This is a genomic window from Methanobrevibacter thaueri (assembly GCF_015062915.1).
In the GTDB taxonomy this organism is placed as follows: Archaea; Methanobacteriota; Methanobacteria; order Methanobacteriales; family Methanobacteriaceae; genus Methanocatella; species Methanocatella thaueri_B.
Genome location: NZ_SUTJ01000019.1, coordinates 14,452 through 27,609, shown reverse-complemented (window position 1 = coordinate 27,609; position 13,158 = coordinate 14,452). Strand labels below are relative to the sequence as shown.

At 37.7% G+C, this 13,158-nt stretch carries 13 protein-coding genes; 8 read left to right on the top strand and 5 right to left on the bottom strand.

Annotation, left to right across the window (positions count from 1 at the left end; genetic code table 11):
• Window positions 1-245 precede the first annotated feature (245 nt).
• Window positions 246-1,046, bottom strand: coding sequence for a hypothetical protein (locus E7Z78_RS09090; RefSeq protein WP_303724854.1), 801 nt, complete (start codon window positions 1,044-1,046; stop codon window positions 246-248).
• 335 nt (window positions 1,047-1,381) lie between these two features.
• Here E7Z78_RS09090 and E7Z78_RS09085 point away from each other — a divergent pair, with 335 nt between their 5' ends.
• Window positions 1,382-2,830, top strand: a complete 1,449-nt coding sequence (locus E7Z78_RS09085) for an NAD(P)/FAD-dependent oxidoreductase (RefSeq protein WP_303724853.1) — start codon at window positions 1,382-1,384, stop codon at window positions 2,828-2,830.
• Entirely contained in the window at window positions 2,827-3,543 is a 717-nt protein-coding gene (locus E7Z78_RS09080; protein WP_303724852.1) for a hypothetical protein, read from the top strand. The genes E7Z78_RS09085 and E7Z78_RS09080 overlap by 4 nt, the downstream gene beginning before the upstream one ends.
• 21 nt (window positions 3,544-3,564) lie before the next feature.
• Here E7Z78_RS09080 and E7Z78_RS09075 read toward each other — a convergent pair whose 3' ends face one another.
• Window positions 3,565-4,524 carry a PLP-dependent cysteine synthase family protein gene (locus E7Z78_RS09075; RefSeq protein WP_303724851.1) on the bottom strand — a complete coding sequence of 320 codons (960 nt, stop codon included), beginning with the start codon at window positions 4,522-4,524 and terminating at the stop codon, window positions 3,565-3,567.
• Between the two features lie 212 nt (window positions 4,525-4,736).
• Here E7Z78_RS09075 and E7Z78_RS09070 point away from each other — a divergent pair, with 212 nt between their 5' ends.
• On the top strand, window positions 4,737-5,237 hold the full coding sequence (locus E7Z78_RS09070) for a hypothetical protein (protein WP_303724850.1): 501 nt from the start codon (window positions 4,737-4,739) through the stop codon (window positions 5,235-5,237).
• Window positions 5,238-5,383: 146 nt separating this feature from the next.
• Window positions 5,384-6,187 carry an alpha/beta fold hydrolase gene (locus tag E7Z78_RS09065; protein WP_303724849.1) on the top strand — a complete coding sequence of 268 codons (804 nt, stop codon included), beginning with the start codon at window positions 5,384-5,386 and terminating at the stop codon, window positions 6,185-6,187.
• 25 nt (window positions 6,188-6,212) lie between these two features.
• Here E7Z78_RS09065 and E7Z78_RS09060 read toward each other — a convergent pair whose 3' ends face one another.
• A complete protein-coding gene (locus E7Z78_RS09060; RefSeq protein ID WP_303724848.1) occupies window positions 6,213-6,638 on the bottom strand; it encodes a hypothetical protein in 426 nt (141 codons plus the stop codon).
• A gap of 74 nt (window positions 6,639-6,712) precedes the next feature.
• The gene (locus E7Z78_RS09055) at window positions 6,713-6,868 is read right to left on the bottom strand and encodes a hypothetical protein (protein ID WP_303724847.1); all 156 of its coding nucleotides are present in this window, start codon (window positions 6,866-6,868) and stop codon (window positions 6,713-6,715) included.
• 136 nt (window positions 6,869-7,004) lie between these two features.
• On the opposite strand from E7Z78_RS09055, the gene E7Z78_RS09050 reads away from it, so the two are divergent.
• Window positions 7,005-8,189, top strand: a complete 1,185-nt coding sequence (locus E7Z78_RS09050; protein ID WP_303724846.1) for a cytosine permease — start codon at window positions 7,005-7,007, stop codon at window positions 8,187-8,189.
• A gap of 14 nt (window positions 8,190-8,203) precedes the next feature.
• Here the strand turns inward: E7Z78_RS09050 and E7Z78_RS09045 are convergent, their stop codons facing one another.
• Window positions 8,204-9,718: an Ig-like domain-containing protein gene (locus E7Z78_RS09045; RefSeq protein ID WP_303724845.1), complete on the bottom strand. Its 1,515-nt coding sequence runs from the start codon at window positions 9,716-9,718 to the stop codon at window positions 8,204-8,206.
• Between the two features lie 338 nt (window positions 9,719-10,056).
• On the opposite strand from E7Z78_RS09045, the gene E7Z78_RS09040 reads away from it, so the two are divergent.
• Genes E7Z78_RS09040 through surE form a run of 3 tightly spaced genes read left to right on the top strand, consistent with a single transcriptional unit; the run spans window position 10,057 to window position 13,154 of the window.
• On the top strand, window positions 10,057-10,902 hold the full coding sequence (locus tag E7Z78_RS09040) for a pyridoxamine kinase (RefSeq protein WP_303724844.1): 846 nt from the start codon (window positions 10,057-10,059) through the stop codon (window positions 10,900-10,902).
• A gap of 4 nt (window positions 10,903-10,906) precedes the next feature.
• A complete protein-coding gene (locus tag E7Z78_RS09035; protein WP_303724843.1) occupies window positions 10,907-12,295 on the top strand; it encodes an MFS transporter in 1,389 nt (462 codons plus the stop codon).
• 43 nt (window positions 12,296-12,338) lie between these two features.
• A complete protein-coding gene (surE, locus tag E7Z78_RS09030; protein WP_303724841.1) occupies window positions 12,339-13,154 on the top strand; it encodes a 5'/3'-nucleotidase SurE in 816 nt (271 codons plus the stop codon).
• Window positions 13,155-13,158 lie beyond the last annotated feature (4 nt).

The window sequence follows — 13,158 nt, the reverse complement described above, 5'->3', positions numbered from 1 at the left end:
AAACAACTAAAAATAAGAAAAATTATAAAAAAATCAAAAACACAAAATTCAATTAAAAATTTTGCGTCACATCCTCAAAAAATAATAAAAAATGAGAATCTATTCAGATTCTTCTTTTTCTTTTTGTTGTTCTTTAAGGTTTTCAATACCGATAATCATAATTTCGCCTCCATTTTGTTTAATTAATATTGCTTGATAATATATTGATTTCTCATACTATATAAATATTTAGGCATGCCTAAACTTTATAGTAATTTTCCAATCACATATTCGCCCATATAAACAAACTGGATTTCGGCCTTTTGATTATCCAAAAGAAAATTTTTGATGCTGCTTGCACTTTTAACCTCATCAATTAGAGTGTAATCGCTGTTTGCAACATAACCAACAGTCTTATTTTCAAAAACGACAGCTATTGCATCAGGGTCATGCTCATTTTCCTCATCTTTTACCAAATCAACAATCACGCCTGGTTCAGGTGTAAAACTGTAAAAGTCGCTTCCGACAATATTTATGAGTGTGTCTGAAGTGTTATTCAGATAATCAGTTTGTGATTCAAACTCCTTTAACCGGTCAAATTCCTTATGTGCAATAAGATAACATTTTTGAGACTCGATGAGATTTTCCTGTGCCTCAAGAATCTCTGCCTTTAAAAAATAGAATTCAGAGGGATCTTCAATTTCCGGAAGGGTGTCCAATCCATTGTTGATTAATTCCAATGCCTGCTCATAGTTTCCTTCAGGGAAAAAAGTGACTTTCGCCCAGTCATACAGTGCATTGGCCTTGTTTAACTTAATGTCATCGCCTTTATGCAGTTGCAGCGCCTTGTCAAAGCATTCTATTGATTCTTCAAATTGTGACAGCTTATCAAGGACAATTCCCTTGAGATTCCAATTTGAATAGTCATTGTCGGTTTTTAGGAGTTTATTGATTTCAGTTAATGCCTCATCGAAGCGTTTTTCCTTGATTAGGAAGTCTATTTTTGGTGTTTGCGATACCTTGAATGTGGTTTGGCCGTTGTCGTCAATATTGAGATAATCTTTCATTTTAATCAATTGTAATTATGTTGATTATAATTTTATTTTAGATATTTTAAAATTTATCGATTTTTGGATATGAAAATTGCTTTGCACTTAAACATTCTTCCTATGGAAATCCATTTCGATGCATTTAAATTAATTTCATGATTGATTATTTGATGGTTTATGCAAATAAACCTATTTTATATGATTACTTATTTTAATATAATTTAATTCTAATATCAAAATAATGATTATAAAATCACTAATCCATATCATCCAATCAAATTCCGCTAAATTTGAGATTTTTGGGTAATAATTTATACTATTTCTTACAGATTATTAACCAAGAGGTTACTATTATGGATTATGATGTTATTTATATTGGAAGTGGAAATGCCGCATGGCAAGGTGGACGATTTTTAAGAAAAGCAGGGCTAAAAATCCTAATCATTGAGGAAAGCCTGTATGGTGGAACATGCGCAAACAGAGGATGCAACTCCAAGGCGCTTTTGGACGCTCCATATGAGATAAAGGCACTCACCGACAACTTTGAAGGTGTCGGAAAGGCAGGAAACTTCGAGGTGGACTGGCCTGCACTCATGAAGTTCAAGCAAAAAAGAATAGCAAACATGTCCAAGTTCCTTGACGGCAAGTTCGACGAGTATGACCTTGATGTTGCCCACGGAAAAGGGGTAATCGTGGATGAACACACCGTTAAGGTCGGAGATGAAACATTCACAACAGAAAAGATTGTAATCGCAACAGGACTCAAACCTGTCATTCCAGACATCAAGGGTAAGGAATACCTCCATGACAGCACTGACTTTTTGGACATTGCAGAGCTTCCAAAACACACTATAATCATAGGTGCCGGATTTGTCGGTATGGAATTTGCATCAATTCTTGCTGAAGCCGGCCTAACAGCTGATGTCATCATCAGGGGAAACATGGCCTTGAAATACTTCCACCAGCCTTATGTGCAGAAGGTAATTGAAATACTTAAAGATAAAGGCATAAACTTCCACTTTAACCAGACAGTAACCGAAGTGTTGAGTGATGTTGAAATCCCAAATCCTGAAGAAAGAATCCATAATGTAGAAAACGGAATGAACAGTGACGACATCCTAAGGGATCCTGATGCAAAAATAGATAACGTTGCTCATGAAAATGCATTCACAGTCAATTGTGAAAGCGGTTTGAGCCTGAAAGGTGACTATGTGATAGCTGCAATGGGCCGTGAAGCCAATGTTGAGGGAATCGGTCTTGAAAACGTTGGTCTTACAAGCACAAAAAGTGGAATCAAGGTGAACGGACACCTTCAGACTGAAGTTCCAAACATCTACGCCTCAGGGGATGTTGCAGACACCGGCATTGCCAAACTGGTGACAGTCGCTATACATCAATCCAAATACCTTGCAAAGGAACTTTTAGGTGAAGCGGATGAAATCACTTATCCTGTAATTCCTGCAGTTGCATATACAATTCCTAGAATCGCAACAGTGGGTGTTCCAGCATATGTCGCAGAAAAAAGCGATGAGTATGACGTGCATCAAATCAGATACGGTAACTCATACTCCCTGGAGCTTAAAAACGACACCACAGCTGAGGCCAAGGTGATAGTGGATAAGGACCTTCAGATTGTAGGTGCTGAAATTTACGCTGCAGATGCTGAAAACGTTGCAAACATGTTTGCATTCATTATAAACAAGAAGATAACACTAGAGGAACTTGACTACATGATTTACGCATTCCCATCAAGTAGTTCAGTGTGCCTGTACAAGCTTCACAATATACATTATGACTTATGATTAAAAGGGATTACATTATCATTGGGGCATTATTGGTCATTATCCTGATTTTCAGCTCATTAATAATAGTCAATATTGCCCATAAGGCAGAGCCTATCCAAACGCCTGTAAGGGAAACATTGGCTGATAACACCAATGATCCCGGTACAGTTGAGGTTATCCGCAATATCGGTAATCCAAACGGGGAAAGAATAGCCTATGTTGTAGGGGTTCATCCATTGGAGCACCTGACACATGAGACAATGGTCAGGATGCTTCCGAACATGACTGGCCTCAATCATTGCTATGATTTGTATATAATCAATGTTACCGAGGGTGTCGGCTATTACGGTGACGGTTTGGACAATTATGAAAACCCTGGAAGGCAGAACGGCCAGAACCTTGCATATAAGTATGTCTATCCTGAAATTGCAAACGGCGATTATAAGATGGCCATTGATGTTCACTCAAACATAGGGGCATATGACTATAAGACATTCGTATTTTCTCCTCTCAAGGAGGGTGAAGGTGCCGAATATGCTCAAATGGTTGCCGATAAGTGTCCTGATATTGCTTCTTATTCTCCTGATTCAACAACAAGCGGACCTTACCTGACAATACCTTTGAATGAGGCAGGTGTTCCAGCATTTTACTTTGAGGAATATAGTTTTGCGTCTCAGGATGTTAAGGATGAGCATATGATTGAGCTAATCCAGGCCATTGACAGTTTGTAAAATAGGAAAAAAAGTAGGGTTTTAAATTACTTCAAAACCAAGCAATTTAATTTTGTTTGAATGTAATTTAGGATTATCATCAATGTCTTCGGACAGTTTGGTGGTGATGTACTTTTTATTGTCGTCAGCAAAGACTGTTGCAATGGTTAAATCATCATTGTCCATTAAAACACTAGCTAGGAAGTTTGCTCCGCTTGATATTCCAATACCCAAACCGAATTCTTTTGCTATTCTTTTGGACATGTTGATTGCATCACAATCATCAATCAATACAATATCATCAATGAGATCCTGCTCGACAATTCCCGGAATGAAGTCATCGCCAATTCCTTCTATCAGGTGACTTCCCTCTTCCATTCCCATTTTAAGGATTGACAATGTGGATGGTTCAAGTGCGAATAATTTGGAATCTGGATTGTTGTCCTTTAATCTTTTGCCTATTCCGATAAGGGTTCCGCCGGTTCCAATTCCGGATACGAATGCATTCACGTCTGGAACTGCATCAATGATTTCCTGACCAGTGGTATTGTATTGTGCTTCCGGATTTAATTTGTTATCGAATTGGAGTGGTCTGAATGCATTATGTGTTTCGGCAAATTCTGCTGCAAGTTCAAGAGCCCTTTTGAATCCTCCTTCCTCTTTTGATACGAGATGAACATGTGCGCCGTACATCTCAATGAGATTTCTTCTCTCAAGAGACACCCAATCAGGCATGAAAATATGGACATCATGTCCGTAAAGTGCACCTATTGCACTGAAAGAGATTCCAGTGTTTCCACTGGTAACTTCCACTATTGGTTGGCCTTCAGCTAAATTGCCGTTTTCCCTTTCCTTTTCAATAATGTATAATGCGATTCTATCTTTTATACTGCCTGAATAGTTGTAGTATTCAAGTTTAGTGTAGATACTGCCTGTTTTGCCTTCGTACTCGTAATCAATTTTTATCATTGGAGTGTTTCCAATCAGTTTTCCAATATTCATAACATTCAAATCCGATTAAATAATATAACAGTATTATATTTGAATATCAATAATAAAATACTTTATTATTTAATGGATTATTTTTTTTAAATTGCATTGTTTAATTAAAAATAACCCTTAATTCAAGATTTAAAAAATATTTATAACAAATGAAAAATAAATATTCATTTGTAATATATTCTGTATATTATAAAATTTTAAAGGTGAATTAATTGAGAAAAATTTTAATGGTTGGTGTAGTTTTACTTGCAATATGTGTTTCCATAAGTGCAGTAAGTGCAGATGACGGTTGGAGTTTTAATTTCTCTTCAAGCGAAGGTTCTAACTCCGATGGCGGATCAGTTAGTTTTGACAATGGTAAGTTAGTCTTACAAGACATTGAATTTGCTATTCCTGACGGATACAAAGAAAATGACACTGCTCAAAAATTAGCTGAACAAGCTGAAGACGATGAAGACGCTAAATATTCATTATGCAGTTTCCTCAACGGGGACAAAGAAATTGTTGTAAAAGTCTTCTTCTCTGACGAATTTGATTACAAAAACCTCACTGCTGCTGACGGCTTTGAAGACAAAACCATTGCAGGACATGACGGAATCTACAATGAAAACGCATATGGTGACAACACTCCTACATTCAAGTTTGTCGAAAAAGGTAAACTTATTGAAGTGAACGCACCTGATGATGAAACACTCGAATCTGTTATCAAATAGATTGATAAATTACCTCAAGATAATATCTTGGGGTTTTAATTTTTTTTTTAAACCCAACATCACCGATTGAAACTATTTTTTTACATTCTCTTATCTTTTAGAAAAATATTTGACATTCCAGGTCCTATTTATTAATAGGTGTTAACATGAAAAGATTTCTTGACGTTAATGATATTGAGATTTGTATAGACGACACTGAAAAAGGTGAAGAAGCAGTTTTACTTTTGCATGGATTGACCGGAAACAAGGCAACAATGTATCCAATCAGGGACATGCTCAAGGATGAGTATCGTGTAATCACTGTTGATTTGAGGGGACATGGTGAATCCACAAGGCCTGAGCAATACACTATAGATGATCATGCAGATGATGTTCATGCAATCATCGCTGAATTGGGATTTGAAAAGGTTGACGTTTTAGGTTATTCAATGGGGTCATACATTGCTCTCAGGGCTGCTGAGTCCAGATGCGATGACATAAACCACTTGATTTTAGCATGCACAAAGCCGAACGGAAAAACCTCTTCTGTTGCCAGGATATTGAAAGAGGCAAATCTTGACATTACACAGGTTTCAGCCGAAGAGATGATGCAGGTAATATTGAAAGCCAGTGTGGCACCGCATTCCCTTGAAAAGATTGCAAGTGGCGAATTGGATGTTGGCGAACTCTTGCAGGGTGATGAAGACCAGGAGTTAAGCGAAGAGGAAAAGGCTGCTGAGGACGCTTCACTTGCCAACTTTGACAATTCAAAGGATTATGGCAAGGTTACATGCCCTACACTTGTTATTGCCGCTGAATTTGATGGCATAAATCCTCCGGAACTTGGTCGTGAAGTGGCTGACGGCATAAAAGACGCGGAATTTGCATTTATAAAAGATGCTGGTCACTTGGCTATTATTGAAAAGCCGGATGAGTTTAAAAAAATAGTTAAGGATTTTTTAAAAAAATAAAAATATTATCATTTAATGATAATATTTAAACTTTAATTTTTTCAGGTTTCAAGTCGTTTTTCTTGTTGAATTCCTCTAGGTATTTGGTGCAGTCGCTTATTTTGGATGGATCAGTGTTTTCAGCGTATTTGCATTTTACAACATAGTATGTTTTACCGATTTTGATGAGTTCCATTACGCCCGCTTCATCATTGAATGTGTCATTGAATTCTGCAAGATCTCCTTTGACGGTCACTTGATGGAAATGGTCTCCTTTGAATAAGTCTTCGTCAAAATCCTTGTCGTAGTCATTAAGAACTATTGAGAAATCATCTTCATTGTCCATTGATTCTCCGAATCCTTCGTCAAATCCCTTTGGCGCATTGAAATCGGAGATTTCAGTTGCTGATACGAATGCAACACTTAAAACCAATAGTAATAAAGCGATTATTGCTATTTTGAATGTTTTCATTATATCACCTATTCTTAACTATGTTGGTCAAATTATATTAAGTGTTGGTTTCAAATGATTAACTATAGAGGTGATTACATGGATTTAGTGTTTACTTTGCGTTTGGTCAATTTTCTGTTGTTGGTCATTATAGCTGCCTTGCTGTTCATTAACCGCAATGCCGAAAACCAGAAATTCGCTAGATTGGGATTCCTGATTCTTTTGGTGTTGTTCATTGTGCAGTTTTTCATTTTTTAATCATTCAACCTCATGGTTGAATTTTTTTATTTCAATTTTTTTATAACAGTCGTTATGTTTATATAGTTCCTCTTTAAAATATAATAAAAAGTTAAACCAATATATCAATAATTTAAAGAGGGACATAATATGGAAAATCGCACAGGACTGTTATCAAATGCAATAATATGGTTTGGAGTTGCAATCTCCGTTTCTGAAATCGAGGCGGGAATAGGAATTGGAGCCACAACATCACTGTCCTCACTGTGGTTTCCATTAATCCTAGGACATATATTAGGTGGAATACTTCTCTTTTTGGTGGGATACATCGGTGCATCAATCAGACAAAATGCAATGGAGATGACCTCATCCACTTTCGGCAGGTACGGATCCAAGTTCTTCGCCACTTTAAATGTGCTGCAGCTTGTCGCATGGGTGGCGGTTTTGAACTCACAGGGTGCAACAGCCCTTGCTAGCCTTAACCTTCCAATATCATTCCCATTGACATGTGTTTTCCTTGCAGCACTCATAGCATTATGGGTATATCTTGGACTTAAAAGAATAGAGAAGGTCACAACAGTTATAATGACAATCCTTACAGTATTGTTAGTGGTGTTGTCATTTAAACTTTTAGGATACGCTTCAACAGAAGCATTGCCGTTAAATTCAACTGCACTTGGCTTTTGGAACATTTTTGAAATATCAATAGCCATGCCGATATCATGGCTTCCGGTAATATCAGACTATACTAAGGATGTTGAAAAACCGGTCAAGGCAACAGTTCTCTCAGCGGTGGCATATACCATTGCAAGCCTCTGGATGTACTTCATAGGTATTGAGATAGCAAATATCGGGGCAAGCTACACCATTGCACAGGCAATACTTCTTGCAAACCTTGGAACAGTGGGTATCATTATCGTTGTGCTTTCGACAATAACAACAAACTTCATGGCCGCCAATTCCGCAGGGGAATCAGCAAAGGTAATATATAATAAGTTAAATCCAAAAGTTGTGGGAGTGATTGTAAGTGCAATAAGTGCTGTGCTTGCAATTTCAGGTATAATGGATCACTACATTGATTTTTTATATCTCATAGCATCAGTCTTTGCACCTATGGCTGCGGTGCTTCTAGTGTCATTCTATATCTCAAAGGACAATTTAAGCGACTCAAGAGTATGGTATTGGAACATGTTTGCATGGCTGGCAGGGTTCATAGTTTATAATATCACCCTATCCATGGATTCAATATTTTTAGGCCCTACACTGCTTGCAATAATCGTATCTGCAGTGCTTGCATATGCTGGTGATTTGATATTTAAAAAGAAAAAAAGTTAAGAGGTTTGAACCTCTTAATATACGTGTATTTTAATTTTGTATCCGTTAATGTAATGTGAATGGCTGGATTTCTTGCCGCACATGTCACATCTGAACTTGGATGTGATTTTAATTTTCTTTTTGCTTGACTTGTATTTCAAGCTGCTTGGAATGTACTTGAGCTTGTATTTGCTGCTGACACTTTTCTTGTAGTATAGGGTCAAGCCGGAATATCCCTGATAGTTTCCGCTGAAACTCACATACAGTTTGGCCTTACCATTTTTGACCTTGGAATATGTTCCTGTTCCTCCAACATCAATATATCCACTTTTCACTTTCTTACCGCTTTTGGTGGTAACCTTAACGGTTATTGTTTTCTTATTGCCCATGTAGCCTTTCTGGTTTTTAACAGTTATCTTTGTTGCATACCTTTTCTTGACGACAGCTTTAGCCTTTACCTTTTTGCTGTTGAAGTTGTCTCCCTTGTAGGTTGCGGTGTATTTGTATGATTTTACCTTTTTAAGCTTTATTTTTTTGGTTGCAACACCGTTTTTAACTGCAACGGTATATGACTTGCCGTTTATCTTAAAGGTGACCTTACCCTCATTAACGTTTTTGCCTTGGCTTTTAACAGTGGCCTTAAGGGTTAGCTTGTAGCCTTGGTAAGCTTTAGCCTTATACGCTTTCATGGTTACTGAGGATTTTTTCACGGTAGCGGTCTTTTTAAGTGCAGTTGCAATGACATGAGCATTGTTGGATGAGATGGTTACGCTGTATGTTCCAACACCCACAGGTGGGACAAACTTAATGTATCCGTTGCTGTCGCTTGTGTAGTATTTTGTCACTGTCTTCTTGCTGTTTGTGAACACAATCTTGACGCTCACTCCACTTAAACCGCTAGTGGTTCCTTTTTCGGTTACCCTGATAGTGTAGGTTACTCCTGAATTGTAGTATGCATTGTAGTTACCTGCGGAAAATACTGCATAGAACGGATCGCTGATGACGGTCAATGTTGCTGTGTCCATCAATTCACCATCCTCATAGTTTACCAGCTTGATGGTGTATGTTCCAGGGTCAAAATCGTAGGCGGGAATGTTGTATTTGATTGAGGTGTATGGATTTGTATTGTAAATGTTCTGTGAGTGTATTTCATTATCCTCAGAGTCAAAAAACTTTATGTAAAAATCATATGCATAATAACCAGTTGATGGGTCAACATGAATTATGATTGATTCCTTTTGCCAGTTGTGTATGGTGGAGTCATCAACCCAAACGCTGTAATCGTAATATGATGGTGATTCTAAAATCTCCTCTGTCTCGTCCATGGATAGCTTATTGTCATTGTTTTCACTTGATAGTGTTTCCTGTGTTTCAATTTCATCTGCAGCATTAATGGTTGGATCTTCTTCAATGGCAGTTGCAACGTCATCTGCACCAATATCATCATTGGTTATGATGTCTGTTGTGTTTTCATTTGCACTTGCGCATGATATGGTCAATAGTCCAACCATTAAAAGCAGTAATATGAATATGTGCTTTTTCTTTAACATTTTTTCTCCCTTTTAATTCTTTTGAGGAAATTTCCCCATATATAAAAGTTTATAATAGTAATTATTTAAATCGAGTAAAGCATTTTCTTTATATTGCTAGCACTATATTGGTTTGAAAAAAAGTTTCACTAAATGGAATATGTGATTGATTAAAACAAAGCAGATGTTAATCAAGTCAATATACAGCATCAAAACTTTGATTATATCAATTGATTATACAATAATCAAATCGTATAATCGTTTCATATGAAATTGAACTTTTCATTGATTAGAAATATTAATAATTCATTATGATATAATATTAAAATAAGGGATTACTAAAAAATTAAGGTTAAAAAATGAGCGAAAACATTAAAATTCTAACAATACAAGATTTGTCCTGCTACGGTCAATGCTCAATAACAGTGGCATTGCCTGTAATATCAGCTTTCGGAATAGAAACTGCTGTTCTTCCATCAGCAGTGCTGTCAACCCATACTTCAGGATTCACTGACTATACAGTTAGGGATTTGACTGATGACCTTCCGGCCATTCGAAGGCATTGGGAAAGCGAAGGGATAGATTTCGATGCAATATACACAGGATTCATTGCATCAGCAGAACAGCTAGACTACATAAAAGACATCATCAACTCAAGATTAAAACAACAAGGACTTGTTTTTGTCGACCCTGCAATGGCGGACAATGGGGAATTCTACAATGGATTCGACCAGGAATTCGCCGACAAGATGGGGGAGCTGTGCAAATTGGGAGACTATATTCTTCCAAACACCACAGAAGCCTGTTATATACTCCACAGACCATGGAAGGAGAAATTCACAAAAGATGAAATGCTTGAAATGGCAAAGGAACTGGCCGATTTCACCAAAAGATATGTGATACTGAAAGGCTATGAAAACGACAACAATGAAATGGGAATGATAGTTCTCGACAAGGACGATTCATCAATCAGAATAGTCTACAATGATCGTGTCGACTACATGTCCCATGGAACAGGGGATGTCTTTGCCTCATCATTTGTCGGATCGGTTATGATTGGAAAATCACCGGAAGCCGCCGCCAAGATAGCTGGGGAATTCACAAAAAAGGCAATTGAAAAGACAATTGGCGATGAAACCCACACCTACGGCGTCAAGTTCGAACAGGCAATACCTGAACTTTACGATTTGTTAAATTCAATATGATAACATGAAAAACGAGTACCTTGATGCAAGAACAAGAAATCTTATACTGATATTATTTTTAATCGGTGTGTTCATGGGATCATTGGACACAGGAATAATAGGTCCCGTGCTGCCGTCAATAGAGCACAGCTTCGGACTAACCAGCCGGGAATCAAGTTGGATATTCACATTATTCGTAATAGCATTCATGATTGGCTCACCAATCATGGCAAAGTTTTCAGACTTCTACGGCAGAAGAAAAATATTCATAATGGACGTGATTCTTTTTGGAATCGGATCATGTCTCATTGCATTCTCCACAGGTATTGAGTCAATATTTCTTGGAAGAGTCATACAGGGATTCGGCTGCGGAGGAATATTTCCGGTAGGAGGAGCATTCATCGGTGATGCATTTCCACTTGAGGAACGGGGAAAGGCATTGGGGATTCTTGGAAGCGTTTTTGGAATTTCAGCCATTGGAGGTCCGTTGGTCGGTGCGGCTTTAATACCATTCGGATGGCAATGGTGCTTTACAATAAACATTCCAATCAGCATATTCCTGATAATATTTGCGTTCTACATTCTTCCTGAATTTGAAAACCGAAGAAAATTGAAAATCGATTACTTGGGAATCGTAATACTCACATTGCTTGCGGTATTTTTGGCATATGGTCTGAATCAGATTGACTCAAGCAGATTCATTGAAAGCCTGCTTTCCTTGAATGTGGCACCATTCCTATTAATGTTCATTGTTCTAATACCTGTTTTTTATAAAATAGAAAAAAGAGCAGATGAGTCAATTGTGGCGATTCATCTTTTGAAAAACAGGGAAATCACCATTGCATGCATAGAAACATTATCATATGGGATAGTGTACTCATCAGCGATTTTCATCCCGTCACTTGTTATTCTTTCAATGGGATTGAACGACCAGTACGCAAGCCTGATGCTCATTCCGATTTTAGGCGCAAATGCGGTTGCAGCACCAATTCTTGGTAAAATCCTTGATTCTGTCGGTTCACGTAAAATAATGTCAATAGGAACAATACTTTTGGCCATTGGATTGATTGTCATTGCAGTTTATCCCAACGATTTCATATTGTTCATCATTGCAGGATGCCTTGTCGGTGTAGGTCTTGTAACAATCATCGGGGCACCATTGAGATATATTGTACTAAGTGAAACAAGACCATATGAGAGGGGTGCGGGCCAGGCGATAGTGAACATGCTTTCAAGTGCGGGCCAACTGATTGGAGGAGCATTGATAGGAGGAATCATTGCATCCTTTTTAGGCATTTTGGGATATAAGATTAGCCTGGTTTTAGGTTCAATTGTTGCATTGATTGCATTTGTATTCACATTAAAGTTGAAAAGCCGTGACGAGCAAATTGAAACAATGAAACAAAACCAATGAATTAATATATGAAGATTGATAATAATAATTAAGGTTTGATATCATGAACATTTTAATATCCAATGATGACGGGGTAAATGCTCCGGGCATACTTGCTGCAAAACAGGCGGTTGAAGATATAGCCAATGTCACTGTTGTAGCACCTGATGAGAACAACAGCAGTGTCGGGCGCAGATTAACACTATTCAAACATTTAAAGCTTAATTCCTGTGAGCTTGAAGATGGCAGTCCCGCCTATTCTGTTTCAGGAAGTCCTGCAGACTCAGTAGTCGTAGGTGCAAGATATGTTATGGATGAAAAGCCCGATTTGGTCATAAGCGGCATAAACCAGGGTGTGAATATCAGCTGCGACATCACATCTTCCGGTACTGTATGTGCCGCCTTGGAGGCAGTTAGTTTAGGCATTCCGGCTATTGCCGTTTCACTTTTCATGGATCCGAAAACCGCATACGAGAAGGATGAAAACGGTGAATGGCATATTAATTATGATTTCGAATTGACAAAGAGGGTATTGCATGATCTTGTCCTTAAAATAATTGATGAGGGCTTTCCTGAAGGTGTTGACTTATTCAATCTCAACGTGCCATCAAACTATGAATCAGAAGAGGTTGCAATAACACATCTCTCACCTAAAATGCTTGACAAGATGGTAATAGACAATACCACACAGGAAAAGGCGGAAATATTCAACTATCCATTGGATGAAAATCAGGAAAATGAGGATTTAATAATGATTACGCCGGACCTTGTCAGTGAATATGAGGAGGGAAGTGATGGTTATGCATTGCTTGTTGAAAAAAGGCCTAGCTTAACTCCATTGAATGTTGATATGACAAGTGGTGAATTTAAAGATTGGTGAATAC

Excerpts from the sequence above, each read along its gene's own strand:
- E7Z78_RS09090 (WP_303724854.1), bottom strand. The coding sequence starts at position 1,046 with ATGAAAGATTATCTCAATATTGACGACAACGGCCAAACCACATTCAAG.
- E7Z78_RS09085 (WP_303724853.1), top strand. The coding sequence starts at position 1,382 with ATGGATTATGATGTTATTTATATTGGAAGTGGAAATGCCGCATGGCAA.
- E7Z78_RS09080 (WP_303724852.1), top strand. The coding sequence starts at position 2,827 with ATGATTAAAAGGGATTACATTATCATTGGGGCATTATTGGTCATTATC.
- E7Z78_RS09075 (WP_303724851.1), bottom strand. The coding sequence starts at position 4,524 with ATGAATATTGGAAAACTGATTGGAAACACTCCAATGATAAAAATTGAT.
- E7Z78_RS09065 (WP_303724849.1), top strand. The coding sequence starts at position 5,384 with ATGAAAAGATTTCTTGACGTTAATGATATTGAGATTTGTATAGACGAC.
- E7Z78_RS09060 (WP_303724848.1), bottom strand. The coding sequence starts at position 6,638 with ATGAAAACATTCAAAATAGCAATAATCGCTTTATTACTATTGGTTTTA.
- E7Z78_RS09055 (WP_303724847.1), bottom strand. The coding sequence starts at position 6,868 with ATGAAAAACTGCACAATGAACAACACCAAAAGAATCAGGAATCCCAAT.
- E7Z78_RS09050 (WP_303724846.1), top strand. The coding sequence starts at position 7,005 with ATGGAAAATCGCACAGGACTGTTATCAAATGCAATAATATGGTTTGGA.
- E7Z78_RS09045 (WP_303724845.1), bottom strand. The coding sequence starts at position 9,718 with ATGTTAAAGAAAAAGCACATATTCATATTACTGCTTTTAATGGTTGGA.
- E7Z78_RS09040 (WP_303724844.1), top strand. The coding sequence starts at position 10,057 with ATGAGCGAAAACATTAAAATTCTAACAATACAAGATTTGTCCTGCTAC.
- E7Z78_RS09035 (WP_303724843.1), top strand. The coding sequence starts at position 10,907 with ATGAAAAACGAGTACCTTGATGCAAGAACAAGAAATCTTATACTGATA.
- surE (WP_303724841.1), top strand. The coding sequence starts at position 12,339 with ATGAACATTTTAATATCCAATGATGACGGGGTAAATGCTCCGGGCATA.